Annotated in this window: 15 protein-coding genes and 2 pseudogenes; 12 read left to right on the top strand and 5 right to left on the bottom strand. The window is 31.0% G+C overall.

Annotated elements, in window-relative coordinates; genetic code table 11:
• Positions 1 to 79 precede the first annotated feature (79 nt).
• From AT682_RS00380 to AT682_RS00365, 4 genes are all read left to right on the top strand, one after another.
• Complete coding sequence (locus AT682_RS00380; protein WP_079263847.1) at positions 80 to 820, top strand: (Fe-S)-binding protein; 741 nt, start codon at positions 80 to 82, stop codon at positions 818 to 820.
• Positions 817 to 2,256 (top strand): LutB/LldF family L-lactate oxidation iron-sulfur protein, encoded by a 1,440-nt coding sequence (locus tag AT682_RS00375; RefSeq protein ID WP_002882249.1) that lies wholly within the window; start codon positions 817 to 819, stop codon positions 2,254 to 2,256. Before AT682_RS00380 ends, AT682_RS00375 begins: the two co-directional genes overlap by 4 nt.
• Positions 2,249 to 2,905, top strand: coding sequence for a LutC/YkgG family protein (locus AT682_RS00370; RefSeq protein ID WP_002857772.1), 657 nt, complete (start codon positions 2,249 to 2,251; stop codon positions 2,903 to 2,905). Before AT682_RS00375 ends, AT682_RS00370 begins: the two co-directional genes overlap by 8 nt.
• A 217-nt stretch (positions 2,906 to 3,122) precedes the next feature.
• Positions 3,123 to 3,701 carry a hemerythrin family protein gene (locus tag AT682_RS00365; RefSeq protein ID WP_025998313.1) on the top strand — a complete coding sequence of 193 codons (579 nt, stop codon included), beginning with the start codon at positions 3,123 to 3,125 and terminating at the stop codon, positions 3,699 to 3,701.
• A gap of 241 nt (positions 3,702 to 3,942) precedes the next feature.
• On the opposite strand, the gene AT682_RS00355 is transcribed toward AT682_RS00365, so the two are convergent.
• From AT682_RS00355 to mqnF, 3 genes are all read right to left on the bottom strand, one after another.
• Positions 3,943 to 4,974 (bottom strand): Cj0069 family protein, encoded by a 1,032-nt coding sequence (locus AT682_RS00355; RefSeq protein WP_002883195.1) that lies wholly within the window; start codon positions 4,972 to 4,974, stop codon positions 3,943 to 3,945.
• A 78-nt stretch (positions 4,975 to 5,052) separates the two neighbouring features.
• Positions 5,053 to 5,949: a signal peptide peptidase SppA gene (gene sppA, locus AT682_RS00350; protein WP_002883196.1), complete on the bottom strand. Its 897-nt coding sequence runs from the start codon at positions 5,947 to 5,949 to the stop codon at positions 5,053 to 5,055.
• Positions 5,937 to 7,166 carry an aminofutalosine deaminase family hydrolase gene (mqnF, locus tag AT682_RS00345; protein ID WP_002883197.1) on the bottom strand — a complete coding sequence of 410 codons (1,230 nt, stop codon included), beginning with the start codon at positions 7,164 to 7,166 and terminating at the stop codon, positions 5,937 to 5,939. Before mqnF ends, sppA begins: the two co-directional genes overlap by 13 nt.
• 91 nt (positions 7,167 to 7,257) lie before the next feature.
• On the opposite strand from mqnF, the gene aroQ reads away from it, so the two are divergent.
• From aroQ to fliY, 8 genes are read left to right on the top strand one after another with little or no spacing between them, the layout of a single operon-like run.
• Complete coding sequence (gene aroQ / locus AT682_RS00340; protein ID WP_002852001.1) at positions 7,258 to 7,737, top strand: type II 3-dehydroquinate dehydratase; 480 nt, start codon at positions 7,258 to 7,260, stop codon at positions 7,735 to 7,737.
• A gap of 2 nt (positions 7,738 to 7,739) precedes the next feature.
• A complete protein-coding gene (folK, locus tag AT682_RS00335; RefSeq protein WP_002851803.1) occupies positions 7,740 to 8,213 on the top strand; it encodes a 2-amino-4-hydroxy-6-hydroxymethyldihydropteridine diphosphokinase in 474 nt (157 codons plus the stop codon).
• A gap of 9 nt (positions 8,214 to 8,222) precedes the next feature.
• Positions 8,223 to 9,677, top strand: a complete 1,455-nt coding sequence (flhF, locus tag AT682_RS00330) for a flagellar biosynthesis GTPase FlhF (RefSeq protein WP_002860569.1) — start codon at positions 8,223 to 8,225, stop codon at positions 9,675 to 9,677.
• Entirely contained in the window at positions 9,670 to 10,536 is an 867-nt protein-coding gene (gene flhG / locus AT682_RS00325) for a flagella biosynthesis ATPase FlhG (RefSeq protein WP_002854691.1), read from the top strand. The genes flhF and flhG overlap by 8 nt, the downstream gene beginning before the upstream one ends.
• Positions 10,537 to 10,554: 18 nt before the next feature.
• The gene (locus AT682_RS00320; RefSeq protein WP_002854547.1) at positions 10,555 to 10,911 is read left to right on the top strand and encodes a hypothetical protein; all 357 of its coding nucleotides are present in this window, start codon (positions 10,555 to 10,557) and stop codon (positions 10,909 to 10,911) included.
• Positions 10,892 to 11,584, top strand: a complete 693-nt coding sequence (gene fliA, locus AT682_RS00315; RefSeq protein ID WP_002883199.1) for an RNA polymerase sigma factor FliA — start codon at positions 10,892 to 10,894, stop codon at positions 11,582 to 11,584. Before AT682_RS00320 ends, fliA begins: the two co-directional genes overlap by 20 nt.
• Positions 11,584 to 12,663, top strand: coding sequence for a flagellar motor switch protein FliM (fliM, locus tag AT682_RS00310; protein WP_002851710.1), 1,080 nt, complete (start codon positions 11,584 to 11,586; stop codon positions 12,661 to 12,663). The genes fliA and fliM overlap by 1 nt, the downstream gene beginning before the upstream one ends.
• Positions 12,660 to 13,502, top strand: a complete 843-nt coding sequence (gene fliY / locus AT682_RS00305) for a flagellar motor switch protein FliY (protein WP_002858804.1) — start codon at positions 12,660 to 12,662, stop codon at positions 13,500 to 13,502. Before fliM ends, fliY begins: the two co-directional genes overlap by 4 nt.
• Before the next feature lie 48 nt (positions 13,503 to 13,550).
• Here fliY and AT682_RS00300 read toward each other — a convergent pair.
• Positions 13,551 to 14,152: pseudogene (locus AT682_RS00300) on the bottom strand (C39 family peptidase).
• Positions 14,137 to 14,989, bottom strand: a pseudogene (locus tag AT682_RS09695) (hypothetical protein). The pseudogenes AT682_RS00300 and AT682_RS09695 overlap by 16 nt, the downstream one beginning before the upstream one ends.
• Positions 14,990 to 15,272 lie beyond the last annotated feature (283 nt).

The following is a 15,272-nucleotide window of genomic DNA, read 5'->3' as shown; positions in this document are numbered from 1 at the left end:
GAATATTTGTTGGAAATTTTACTTTGCTTTTATTTTTACAGGATTAGAGTATTTATCCTAAATTATCCCAAAAGGAGAGATGATGAAAAAGGTGTATTTTTACGCCACATGCTTAGGAACTGCTGCTATGCAACAAAGCGTTTTAAATGCAATAAAACTTTTAAGGCGTGAAGGTATTGAAGTGATTTTTAAAAAAAATCAAACCTGTTGTGCTCAACCTTCTTTTAACTCAGGTTATTTCGATGAAAGTCGTGAGATTGCTTTATATAATGTAGATTTATTTGATAAAGATTATCCCATCGTTGTGCCAAGTGGTTCTTGTGCGGGTATGATGAGTCATGACTATAAAGAACTTTTTAAAAACAGACCTGAATTTTCTAAAGTCAAAGATTTTAGCTCTAGGGTTATAGAACTTTCACAATACCTTGATGAAGTTTTAAAAGTAGATTATGAAGATAAAGGTGCACCTATAAAAGTAACTTGGCATTCTAATTGCCATGCTTTAAGAGTGCAAAAAAGCATACAAGCAAGTAAGAATCTTATCAAAAAACTAAAAAATGTAGAATTAGTAGAACTTCAATACGAAGAAGAATGCTGCGGTTTTGGCGGAACCTTTTCAGTAAAAGAGCCTGAAATTTCAAACGCTATGGTAAGAAGCAAAATCAAAGATATACAAAATAGCGGTGCAAAATATCTCATCAGTGGCGATGGAGGTTGTCTTTTAAATATAGATGGCACAATGAAAAGAATGGGTTTAGATATAAAAGGCATGCATTTATATGACTTTTTACTTAAACGCTTAGAAGGAGAAAGACTATGAGTCAAAAAATTCCTCACGAACAAATCGTTCAAATTAAACTCAATGACAAGCAAATGCAAGAAAATTTAATGACTGCCATGCATACTTTACAAAAAAATAGACTCAATGTTATTGATGCTAGATTTAAAGACTGGCAGGGTTTAAGAACTAAAGCTAAACAAGCTAAGAATAATGCCTTAATGAGTTTAGAAGAAAGGCTTTTAGAATTTGAAAAAAATGCTACAAAAAATGGCATTAAGGTGCATTGGGCAAGTAGTGATGAAGATGCCTGTGAAATCGTCTATGAAATCATGAAAGAAAAAAATATCACCAAGCTTTTAAAAGGCAAGTCTATGGCAAGCGAAGAAATAGGCCTAAATCACTACCTAGAAAAAAAAGGTTTAAAAGCTATAGAAACCGATCTTGGAGAGCTTATTTTACAACTTAACAAAGAGCCTCCTTTACATATAGTTGTACCTGCTATACATAGAAACCGTCATGAAATCGGAGAAATTTTCAAAGAAAAATTAGGAGCAAATTTAGAAAACAATGAACCTGAAAGTTTAAATGCGGTAGCTAGAGAGCATTTAAGAAAAGATTTTGAAGGCTTAAAACTTGGACTTAGCGGAGTCAATTTTGCCATGTCAAGAGAAGGAGCTTTTTGGCTTATAGAAAATGAAGGAAATGGCAGAATGTGCACTACAGCACCTGACATTCATATCGCACTTTGCGGCATAGAAAAAGTCATGGAAAGCTTTGAAGATGCGGCTACTATGGTTTCTTTACTCACTCCTTCAGCTACAGGACAATTTATCCCAACTTATAACAATATCATCACAGGTCCTAGAAAAAATGGAGATTTAGATGGCCCTAAAGAAGTACATGTGATTTTATTTGATCACAATCGCTCTAAAATGTTAGCTCATGAGGATTATTATGAGGCTTTGCGTTGTATTCGATGTGGAGCTTGTATGAATTTTTGCCCTGTTTACGATCAAATCGGCGGACATGCCTATCAAACCACTTATCCAGGACCTATAGGAGAAGTAATCAGTCCTAATATTTTTGGTATAGATCATACAGGAGATATTTTAAATTTCTGTTCACTTTGTGGGCGTTGTTCTGAAGTTTGTCCCGTGCAAATTCCTTTAGCTGATCTTATTCGCAAATTAAGATGTGATAAAATAGGACAAGGTAAAAATCCACCTTTAGGAGCAAATAATGTTCATCACAATGCCCTAGAAGCCTTTGCTTTTAAACAATTTAAAAATATCGCAACCAATGGCGATAAATGGCGTTTTTCACTTTCAAAAGCACATTATTTCAACTGGACGGTACAAAATTTCGCAAGCATTTTGCCTGTGATTAAAAAATGGCACGCTTTTAAAGAATTACCTCAAATTAAAATGGATCTTTATAAAGAAGTGCAAAAACTAGAAGGAGTAAGCTATGAGTAAAATCGATGAAATTTCAAGCAAAAGCAAAGCAAATATTTTAGAACATCTTAAAAAAGCTTACAAAGAAACAACTTTCACGCGCATTGAAAGTATAGATCCTGTAGAACATATCCAGACAACCCAAGATATGCTTACAGAAATGAAGCAAAAAATGAGCGATAACAAATACATCGTTGAAAATGCTACAAAAGATACCTTAGAAGAAAAAATCAATGAAATTGTCGCAAAATATGGCTTTAAAAGTATGATTTATGGAGCGGATTTAAATTTAAATTTAGAACAAATCAAAGCAGAAAAAAAGATTTGCTTTGATAAAGAAATCGAAAATTTAAGATCTGAAGTTTTTCATAGTGATTTTTCCATCATTCACGCAAGAGCAGGGGTAAGCTCTCACGGAGTTGCACTTATACCTTCAAGTAAAACCCAACCTAGAATGCTAAGCCTTGCACCTAAACTTTGCATAGTATTACTTAAAAAAGAAAATGTTGTTAAAAGTCTTAGCGAAGCTTTAAATTTAGTAAAAAAAGAAAATGAAATTTTACCTACTAATATCTTATTTATAGCAGGGCCTTCAAGAACAGCAGATATAGAACTTATCACTGTTTTTGGTGTTCATGGGCCACAAATTGCACATATTATTATTTACTGATTCTATACTAGAATCAGTAAGTCTTAATTTTTAATATTAATTATATATATTTTTTATATTATACAAATATAAATAAAATAAATAATTTCTAATTAATAATATTTTAATAAAATATTATGTAATATTTCACTCAAATATATTAAATTAATTTTAAATACAAAAATTAAAGAAGGTGCTTTTGGATAAATTAATTCCAACTTGAAATGAAAAATACAGTATTCATGACACAATGATTGACATTCAACATCAAAAACTTTTTGAACTTGCAGGTAAAGTAGAGTTTATGTTTGATAAACCTGTTTACAAGGATGATGTAAAAGCTTTATTGGCTGAATTTTTTAACTACATGAAAGATCATTTTAATGATGAAGAAAAATACATGAAACTTATAAGATATCCTGACTTAGAAGAACATAAAAGAATTCATAAAGAAATCATTCAATCCATGATAGATCTTATTAAAAATATAAAGTCCACTAATGATTTAAAAGAGAAGCTTTACACAGTTTCTAAAAAATGGCTTTTAGAACATATACTTTATGAAGATATGAAAGTTGAACAATACAGAAGATCTTCTTTAGCTTCTGAAGATGATGGGGAAGTAAGCTTTGAAGAAGTCAAAGAAGAAAAAGATGATGAAAATGCAGTTTATCTTTATACATGTGAATGCGTAGGACAAATGCATGATGTACCTTTTGGAATTCATCAAAAAATTCAACTTAAGGGTGTAAAATTTAAATGTAAAAAATGTAAAGAAGCCATACAGTTTTATAAAAAATATTCAGAAAATTTCTAATTAACTATTTATGCGTTAAAATAATAAATAAAGTATAAGTTAGACAAAGAAGGAAATTTAAGGATAAAAAAATAAAATATTTTATTTTGGATAAATTTGACTATTCCTATCCTATACTAACCAAAGATACAAAATGCTCATTTTGTGAAAATTTTTTCTCGATAGAATATAGCTCAAACTTAAAAACAATAGAAAAAGAATGTCCATTTTGTAATAATAAAATGGACATTAAACTTAAAGACTAAGCCTTAGTTTTACTTACAATATTAATAATATTTGAAGCTACTTCATCAGCAAGTTCTAAATGAGAAGTAAAACCTACACAAGAACAATTAATCTCGCCTAAAACATATTTATCATTGCCCTTTTCATCAGTATCTAAAATAAAATCAGCCGTCCAAATCAATGGTAAGTCGTAATTGCCTAATTTTTCCCTTACCTTAGGAAGCTCGCCTAAAAACATATCCACCAAAGTTTTCCAATCTTCTGGCTTATCATAGCGATATTTTGCCCCACTAAAAAGCGTAGCAGAAAAAGCATCAGCATCTTCGGCTGGTTTTTTATGCACTACATTTACAGGGGTGTTATAAAGCATTAAAAGTCTGATTTCACCTTCTTTAATGCGCGGTAAAAAAGTCATATCCACAAGCATACCATTATCACCTATGATATATTGCTCACAAAAATCCATAAATTCCCCAAGCTCTCTATGTTCTACATGATTATCCTTAGCTTCTGTACATTTGATTTTTGTGTTTAAAGGCAAACTATCTCCACTAACATTACCCTCTACACTCACACGCCAAATTCCCTCTCCTGTAGAGCCACGATTTTGTTTTAAAACCCTTTCACCTTTAGCCAAACTTTTTGGAAAATTTTCTTTAAAAGTCTTAATATCATAGTAAGCATAAGTATCGCTTGGAACAAGATCAGTATCTGCTAATTTTGTAAGTGCATCTTTAGCACCATAACCTATCATAGCATCAGGATGAGGCATACCTACAAGCTTATCGGCACAAAGTTTTCTTAACATATCAAAATACTCATTTTCTTCTTTAAGATTGCCAGGATTGATGCGAGAAACATAACCATCAAAATTTTCTTTCACATATTTGTAAATTTCATCTTTTTTACCCACTTCAAAAAAAATCACCTCAGCATTCCAACCCTTAGCTTTTAAGGCATTTACCATAGGCATAGTATCTTTTCTATAACCATCTTTACCTTTATCACTCCCACCTTTAACTTCGAAAAAAACAATATTTTTTTTCATTATTTTACTCCTTATCTAAGATATAAATAATTATTGCATAAAAATATTACAAAAATTAAATAAAAATATTTATATATTTTATCTAGCGTTTATAAAACTGCTATTAGTCTTATAAGCGATTTCGATTAAGCTTTTACTTATCAAGCTTGATGCTTGTCCTTCTAGGCGGTTAAGAAATTTATCAATCTTATCTTCTTCTTTCCAAATAGGATTTGAAACATTAGCAAGTTTTTCAAGCTCCTTTTTAGCATTTTCATAATTACTAAGCTCATCTATAAGACCAAGCTCCTTAGCCTTGGCAGCTAAAAACACTCTTGCATTTGCCCATTGATCTTTTTTGTTAAGATCTAATGCTCTTTCCTTAGCAACAAAACCTGTAAAAAGATCATAACTTTGATCTATTAAACCTTGTAAAAAATTTCTTTCATTCTCATTCCAAGCTCTTGCAAAAGTTCCAGCACTTTTAAATTCACCCGCTTGAATAGTTTGTTCTTTAATACCGAGTTTATTAGCCAATCCGCTTAAATCAGCTCCTTGCATAATCACACCGATAGAGCCTATAAAACTTGCTGGATTGGCTAAAATTTTATTGGCTCCAACTCCTGCTAAATAACTTCCGCTTGCCATAGTTCCGCTTGCATAAACAAGCACAGGCTTTTTAATTTTTAAATCCTTTATAGCTAGAGCTAGTTCCATACTAGGAGCAAAAGCTCCACCAGGAGAGTCTATAACAAAAAGCACTCCTTTGATATTGCTATCATTTTTAGCATTGATAATTTTTTCTAAAACTTCAGAGCTATCAAAAATTTCACCCTTTAAATCAATGCGTTCTAAATTTGCAAGATTGGAGCTTGAATTTGCACTAGGCATTAAAATCCATATAACAATCAACAATAAAACAAAGGTTTTAAAATAAGTATTGATAAATTTTATACCGCATCCTAAAGCCTTAAAAAATGATTTTAAAATTTGCATTCTTTTCCTTTTATAAATAATTTATCCACTTCCTTGGCATTTAAAATAAACTGCAAAGGAGCTTGCTTTTTATCACATTCTCCTAGCTCAAATACGCTAAAATCAGCAATTTTACCTTTTTTAAGCTCTCCTAAATTTAAATTTAAAGCCCTTGCAGGATAAAGTGTTACCATTTGCAAAAGCTTAGAGGCTAACTCTAATAAATCAAAATTCTTATGTATAAGCAAATTCGCGCGCATTTCATCAAGTAAGGACAATGAAATATTCGAGCTAAGTCCATCGGTTCCTAAATGGATATTCAATCCACTTTTTAAAGCCGTTTTTAAATCTAAGCTTTTTTGACTTAAAAGGCGATTTGAAAATGCACAATGTGTAATAGAATGTAAATTTTTATCTAACCATTCATATTCTTTTAAATAAACACAATGCGTAAAAAGAGTCCTTACTCCTTTAAAGAGTTTAGCAAAATCCTTTGGTGTATAAAGAGGCTTAGGATGAAGTGTGAAATTTTCAAGCCATTTTTTAAAACTCCCTTTAGACTCTCTAAGCCAGATATTTTCAGCCTTACTTTCTAAAAAATGCGTACTAACTAGTAAATTTTGCTTTTTAGCTAAATCAAGAGCAAAATGAGCCAAACTAGGATGAGTTGAATAAGGAGAATGAATCGAAATTGCCGGGATAAAAAAATCATTTTTAAATTTCAAAGAATTTTCAAATCTTTTTAAAAATTCTTGTTTTTTATCTTCAACTTGATTTTCATTTGTACCCAAAATTTCATTAAAAAATACTATACGCATACCCTTGTGACTAGCCTTTAAGCAAGGATCTAAATCACTCCCAAAACTTGAAATTTCACCTATAGTGCCTATACCGCTTTTTTGCATTTTTTTAATGCTTTGAAGTATTAATTCTTCTTTGGCCTGTGCATTTAACATGGAACGAGAATTTATAACACTTTTAAGCCAAATTAAAAATTCTCCAAAATGTAAAGTTGTTGAATTTGCACTAAATTCTAAGTGTGTGTGAGGATTTATAAAAGCAGGTAAAATAACCGAATTTTTAGGTGTTTTGATGATTTTAGCCTTGGGATATTTTTTTCCTAAATTATCCAATTCACCCAATTCTAAAATTTTATCTTCAAAAACAAAGGCTTGATTTTCTAGTATTGTAAAATCTTCATCGCATAAAAAAAGATATCTTGCAGCAGCTATAAACACGATTTTCCTTTCAAAAATTACATTGTAGCAAAAATTTATTTTTAAAATGTTATAATAAAAGGTTAAAAAATAAATTTTTAAGGTTAAATCCATGAAAATAATGATTATCCAAGGCCCAAATGTTAATATGCTTGGCGTAAGAGAAGTGGGAATTTATGGTGCTATGAAAATGGAAGAAATTCATGAGCAAATGAAACTTGCAGCATCGCAAAACAATGTAGAACTTGACTTTTTCCAAAGTAATTTTGAAGGTGAAATCGTAGATAAAATTCAAGAATGCCTTGGAACAGTTGATGGAATTATTATCAACGCAGCAGGCTATACTCATACTTCAGTAGCTATTCGCGATGCTATTGCAGCAGTAGCTTTGCCTACAATTGAAGTACATATTAGCAATGTTTATCGCAGAGAAGAATTTCGTCAAAAAAGTCTTATAGCACCTGTATGTTCTGGAACTATTGTTGGTTTTGGTCCTTTTGGCTATCACTTGGCTTTAATGGGTATAATTCAAATTTGCGAACAAATAAAAAATTTGCGTGCGATGCAACAAGCACAACAAACGAATAAATAATAATGCTAAAAATTCAAGGAGTAAAACACTTTGAAAAAAGTCGTTTTTTTCCTTTTTTTAGTCAAAATATACGATCTTTTAAATATTTAGCTCTTATAGGCTTAGGAAGCAATATAGAGCCCGAAAAAAAAAGATTTGATATGCTTTTTCGAGTAATGATGGATGATAAAAGATTTAAAATTTTATCCACATCTCCTATGTTGATAAATGAAGCCTTTGGTTTTAAAGAGCAAAAAGATTTTACCAATGCTGTTATGTTGATACAAACTAATTTGCATGCACGAGCACTTTTGAAAGTTTTACTTTATTATGAAGTAAAATTTAAACGCAAGAGAACTTTCAAAAACGCTCCTAGAACGCTTGATTTAGATCTTTTATACTTTTCACAAAAAGTCAAGCGTGATAAGTGGTGTGAGGTGCCTCATAAAGGGGCTAAAGAAAGAGTGAGTGTAATTTTGCCTTTAGGCATGATATAAGGAATATAAATGGGACAACTTATACATACTTTTACTGTTGAAGATACAGAACAAATTATACCCAAAGTAAAAGAAGATTACGGAGATAAAGCTTTAATTATAACAAATAAACAAATTCGTCCTAAAACCTTAAATCGCAGTGCGCTTTATGAGGTTATGGTAGCCATAGAAGAAAGCGACTATGAAGAACACTTAAAAAAACAAGGAAAATCTTTACCTGCAAAAAAAAGCTCGCCAAAACCATCTTCTACCTCTCTTGCAGAAGAAAAAATTAGATCTCAAATCCCTCAAGAAGATGAAGATGTAGTCTTGGATTTCTCAAACACTCGCTTAAATACAAATTTAAACACTGTAAAAAACAATGACTTAACTAAAAAAACCTATCAAGATTTTCCACAAAACAAAATCAACCCTCATCAAAATAAGACTCTAGGCTTTGATGATTTTAAAGAAAAACTAAGTGAAGTTAGCAATGAAATTTCTAAAGTCACAAACACACCTTTAGAAAATTACACCCCTAATCCAAATTATAATAAAAAAATAGAAAATTTTGAAAAGCAATTTGAAAAACAAATCAACAAGCTTAACGATAAAATAGATCTTCTTGCAGATATGATGTGGGACGATAAAGCTGAAGCTAGAAAAAATCTTATGATACCTCCTGAATTTGCAAGTATTTATAAACAAGCCAAAGAAAGTGGAATGCTTGAAAATCATCTAGAAGCGATTATGAAAGCAACTATAGAAAATATGCCAGCTGCTATGAAAACCAACAAAGATGCGGTTCAAAGATATTTTCACTCACTTTTAAGAAATATCTTGCCTTGTCGTGTTGAAAGCGATATAAAAAAACAAAAAATCATGATGCTAGTAGGCCCAACAGGAGTCGGAAAAACAACAACCTTAGCTAAGTTAGCTTTTCGCTATGCTTATGGAGATAAGCGTTATAAAACAGGTATTATTACGCTTGATACTTATAGAATCGGTGCGGTTGAGCAACTTTTTCAGTATGCAAAAATGATGAAACTTCCTATTATTGATAGCATAGAACCAAAGGATTTAGATGAAGCGATAAAAAGCTTAAATAATTGCGAAGTAATTTTAGTTGATACTATAGGAAATTCACAATACGATCAAAGCAAACTTGCTAAAACTAAAGAATTTTTAATGCACTCAAATGCAGAAATTGATGTAAATTTAGTGGTTTCTGCAAACACCAAACAGGAAGATTTAATGGAAATTTATAAAAATTTTTCATTCTTAAATATTGATACTTTGATTATTACTAAATTTGATGAAACAAAGGTTTTTGGAAATATCTTCTCTCTTGTTTATGAAACAAATATTCCTCTAAGCTTTTTCTCTATAGGACAAGAAGTGCCAGATGATTTAGAAGTAGCCAATAGTGATTTTCTAGTTCATTGTATTTTAGAAGGGTTTAACAAAGGAAAAAATAATGAATAACCAAGCAAATAAACTTCGCAATCTCATGAGTCAAAATGGAACCAAAAAATCCCAAAACACTCATTTTATAGCTATTACAAGTGGAAAAGGTGGCGTTGGAAAAAGTACGATTAGCGCAAATCTAGCCAATGTTTTAGCAAATAATGGCTATAAAGTTGGGCTTTTTGATGCTGATATTGGCTTGGCAAATTTGGATGTCATTTTAAATGTACGCATACAAAAAAATCTCTTGCATGTTTTACGCGGAGAATGCTCCTTGGAAGATATTTTAATAGAAGTTAAGCCAAATTTATGGCTCATCCCAGGCGAAAGTGGAGATGAGATTTTAAAATATAATGATAAAAATATTTACGAGAGATTTTTAAATCAAGCAAGTATTTTAGATGAGCTTGATTTTCTTATTATCGACACAGGTGCGGGTATTGGTGGAAATATTTTAAATTTTTTAGAAATGGCTGATGAAGTTATAGTAGTAACCGTTCCTGATCCTGCAGCAATCACTGATGCGTATGCAACCATAAAAACAACTTCTAAGACAAAAGAAAATTTACTAATGCTCTTTAATGTTGTAAAAAATGAAAATGAAGCTTTAAAAGTTTTTGAAAATATTAAAAAAGTTGCAGATGCAAACATTAAAAATCCTTTAAATTTAGAATTCTTAGGTCATTTAAGCGCTTCTAAAGATGTAAGTGGTAGTATTAAAAAAAGAACTTTATTTAGCGATGAAAACACAGCCTCAAGTGATGAGCTTAAAGCCCTAGCTTCCAAGCTTTTATATAGATTGGAACGGAAAGTGCTTGATAATGTTTCAAATCGTAGTTTTTCAAGTTTTTTTAGAAAAATTATTGAAAGATTTTAGCAATAAAGAGAAGAGATTATGAGGCCAGAAAATTACGTAGCATTTTTCACTGTTTGTGGATTTTTTATAGGACTTGCATTTAGCATTATTAGTATAGATGAAGCCTTTGATATACTGATTTTTACTTGTTTTATTACTTTTATGTTTTATGTTTTTGTTCATATTGCTATTATGAATTTTATAGATGTAAAGAAAATTAGTGGCAGAATCTTTAATAAACACGATTATGAAAAAACTAGCAATAATATTATCAACGATTTAGTTATTCGTGAAAAGAAAATGGATATAATTTTAGAAAAGCTCAATGAAGAAAGAGAAGAGCTAAAGAAAAATGAATCCAAAGAAAGACGAAGAAATGCTAAAAGAGCCGCCTAAAGCTTATGCACAAATGCTAAAGAAAGAGCAAGATGAGCTTGTGCTTTCTTACATGCCAGCTCTGCGTGCTATGGCTTTTAGACTAAAAGAACGCTTGCCTTCAAGTATAGATGTTAATGATCTTATTAGCATAGGCGTTGAAGAAATGATAAAGCTTTCACGCCGTTACGATAAAGAACAAAATGATAACTTCTGGGGTTTTGCAAGAAAAAGAGTTAACGGCTCTATGCTTGATTATCTTAGAAGTCTTGATGTAATGAGTCGCAATAATCGCAAAATTATTAAAGATATTGATGCAATCATGGATGAATATTTCCTTGAGAATGAATGCGAACCTGATGATGAGTATCTAGCCAAAAAACTTGATTTAGATGTAGAAAAAATCAAAGAAGTAAGAACAGCTCATGCTATTAGCTATACCCTGCCCATCGATGAACAAATCGAACTTTATAATGAAGACAATACTTTAGAAAAAATTGAAAAAGAAGAACTTTTAGAAAAAATTCACGAAGTGCTAGATGATCTTAAAGAGCGCGATCAGTTAATTATTCAGCTTTATTATTATGAAGAATTAAGCCTAAAAGAAATCAGTGAAATTTTACAAATCAGCGAAAGCAGAATTTCACAAATTCACAAAAAACTTCTTAAAAAACTTAGAGAAAGGCTAGTGTAATGGCTGAGATACTTTCCCAAGAAGAAATTGATGCTCTACTTGAAGTTGTCGATGATAACACCGACACACCCATAGCCTCAAATTCAAAAGATGAAAAAGATGAAAGAAATATCGTTGTATACGATTTTAAGCGTCCAAACAGAGTTTCAAAAGAACAACTTAGGACGATTAAAGGCATACATGATAAATTGGCAAGAAATTTAGCCTCTCAAATTTCATCGATGATGAGAAGTATTGTTGAAACTAAACTTCATTCAGTCGATCAGATGACTTATGGAGAGTTTTTAATGTCTTTGCCAAGCCCAACAAGTTTTAACGTTTTTTCTATCAAACCTTTAGATGGAAACTGTGTTTTAGAAATCAATCCAAGCATAGCTTTTCCTATGATAGACAGGCTTTTAGGTGGTCAAGGCGATAGCTATGAAGCTTCGCGTGAGCTTACGGATATTGAGCTTAATTTACTTGATTCTATTTTGCGTATCATTATGCAAAGACTTAAAGAAAGCTGGGCTACCGTAACTGAAATTTATCCTAGTATAGAAGCTAAAGAATCAAGTCCAAATGTTGTGCAAATCGTATCTCAAAATGAGATTGTTATCATGGTAGTAATGGAAATCATCATAGGAAATTCAAGCGGTATGGTAAATATCTGCTATCCTGTAGTGCATTTAGAAAGTATATTAAGCCGTTTGGCAAACCGCGACATTATGATGGGTGAAACCTCAGCCAAAAAATCACGTAACAAAGAACTTAAAACTTTAATCGGTCGTGCTGAAGTGGTATATGAGGCAATTTTAGGAAAAACCTTAATTAATGTTCATGAATTTTTAGAACTTAAACAAGGCGATATTTTAAGGCTTGATAGAGAAGCAGACGATAAAGCTATAGTAAGTATCGATAAAAAAGATGTTTTCTTAGCACAAATTGGATTGCATCGTTTTAGAAAATCTATTAAAATTTTAGAACTTATACGCACAGATAAAGATGAAATCAAAGAAATTTTGGAAAAATACGAAGAAGAGCGTAAAGCTAAAGCCAGTGTTTATGATGAGCCTGAAGAGGAGGATGAAGAAATATGATCAATGATTTTTTAAAAATGTTTACAAATGAATGCATCAGCACCATTGAAGGTTTAACAGGAAAAAGTGCTGAATTTAGCGAATATAAAGAATTTGATGTCAATACAAGCGATACTTTAAAAGCACCTTTAGTGTATGCTATATTTAATATAGCAAATGGTGGAAAAATAGGAATTTTAGCTGGTGCTGTTTTAATGAGTGCTATTGGTGAATGGATGATGGGTGAAGAAGAGATCACCAAAAACGATAAACTGGGTCCTGATGAAATGGATGCAGCTAAAGAAGCCATCCAAAATATCATTTCAGCATTTTCTACAACCTTAGGAGCCCAAAAAGACATTCCAAAAATGGATTTTAGCATAGAATCTTGTGAATTTGTGCCTGAAAGCGTAGATTTTAAAGATTTTAAAAAATTATTTTTATATGATGTAAAAATAGGCGATTTAGAAGAACAAGTTTCTTTAGCCATGGATCAAACACTCCATAACATCCTAAGCGGGAAACCTGCTGAAACAGGAAATACAAGCACTGATTCTAATCACAATACTGAAGAAAAAGCGATAATGCTTAGCGAAGAGCTTAAAAATATCAATCTTATCATGGATGTGCGTTTGCCTGTTCGTGTGCGTATAGGCAATAAAAAAATGCTTTTAAAAGATGTTTTAACTATGGATATAGGTTCAGTTGTGGAGCTTAATCAACTTGCAAACGATCCGCTTGAAATTTTAATTGGGGATAAAAGAATTGCTTATGGCGAGGTAGTAATTGTCGATGGTAACTTCGGCGTTCAAATTACAGAAATCGGTTCTAAAAAAGAAAGATTAGAACAACTAAGATAAAAAGTTTTAGCCTACAAATTAAGAATAATAAATATAAATGAATTAAAACTAAAACAAACTAAAAGGGCTGAAATCAAAATGTAAAGATTTTGGAGTGTTTAACTTGAAAGGTTTTAGCTCTTTTTTAGGAGCAACAATTAAAGCATAACCACCTTTATTATATCTATCCCAAATGCTAAAAAATTGACTTTTAGAACTTATATATTCTCCATGGCTTGGATCAAGCACTTGTAAATAATTACCTTTATGATTGATAATTATAACAAAATGTGGAAAGCGTGGATCATCTTCAATTTTTACAAGCATTGGAATATTTACAAGTTTATCCAAGTTTTCTCTATTGATTTGATATGAATTGCTTTGAAAGCCCAGTTTTTTAACTACATCGTTTAAATCTGCAAAGCTTACCATATCCGTATAAAGTTCTTGTCCGCTCACAATCTTTAAAAGTTCAAGTTCATCAAACTTTTTTTGATCATCAAGTATATTAAGTAAAGTTGCTAAAGATGAAGCACCACAAGATTGCTCATAAGTTTGTCTTATTACTCTTTCGTTTTTAATTTCTTGATAAGACTTAACTTACCCATTCGGCTTTTGTACTCAAAGCAAGAATGGGTAAAAAATAATAAAATTTTTAGAATTTTTTCCATAAGCTTATCCCAAATATGCTATCAGGAGAAGCAGAGCTTCCTCCAAAACTAGCATTAACAGAAACTGCGGTATCTGAATTAATGCTATAAGTAGAACCTAAACTTAAAGTTGGAATAGAACGCGCTTCAGAATTTTGATAGCCATTGATTTTTTGTTTCATTTGAAATCTTTGCTCTGCTCCTAAATCTAAAGTAATTTTAGGACTTAGAATAATAGATAAATCCCCGCCCACATAAATACTATTTCCATACTCTATTTTAAGGGTTTTAAATTTTCTTGATTGATTATAACCAAATCCTGTATAAATACTATAAACTACAGTCGCTATATCCCCTTAAACTAGCTTGTAAGCTTTGTGATTTTAGATAAAAGTTTTTGGTTTGATTGATTGCTTTTTCTCTTTGAACAACTGCAGTTTGAAAGGTAATTTGTGGAATTAAATCTGCAATGCTATCGCCTGTATAAATAAAACCTAACCATAAACTATCAAAACCTATTCTGTTTTTACTAGAATACTCATTTGTAAAAAAGTTTGTATATTCAGCTATTGCATAACTTCCGCCCCCTGAAATAAGTATGTCAAACTTAGGTGTTATGGTATAAATGAAAGTTTGAGTTAAAAACACTTGCTTTGTATCGTTTCAAATGGTAGGATCTCCGCCTATTGTTATATTAGGATAAAGAGAATACGAGTTTGCATTTCCTGTGCTAAGCAAAGAAAAGCTTGTAATGCTTCTTAAGCCTATTTGCTTTTTAAATAAACTGTCTATATTTAGCTCATCACTAGCAAAAACACAATTAACTAAAACCATAAATGCTAAGAAAATTTTTTTCATTGTCAATCCTTACATTTTAAATAATCAGCTCAAGTTAATTTTAAAATTTAATCCTTGATATTGAAAAGTTTATTATTCTAAATAAAGTATTTTAAAATCTTTAAATATTTTTACTTGCTTAATATAATTTAAGATAAAAATAAAAATTTATTACAAAAGGAAACAAACCGAGAATAAAATTTTAAGTATTTAAAGAAAATTCACTTAACTTTCAAAGCAAGATTAAACTTTTGCTAGAATAAGTCGATAGTAGTTTTAAAGAACTTACAAAAAGAATTTATGA

This window comes from Campylobacter jejuni, assembly GCF_001457695.1.
Lineage (GTDB): Bacteria > Campylobacterota > Campylobacteria > Campylobacterales > Campylobacteraceae > Campylobacter_D > Campylobacter_D jejuni.
The sequence above is the reverse complement of the archived record's forward strand: the minus strand, read 5'-3'. Positions and strand labels throughout refer to the sequence as shown.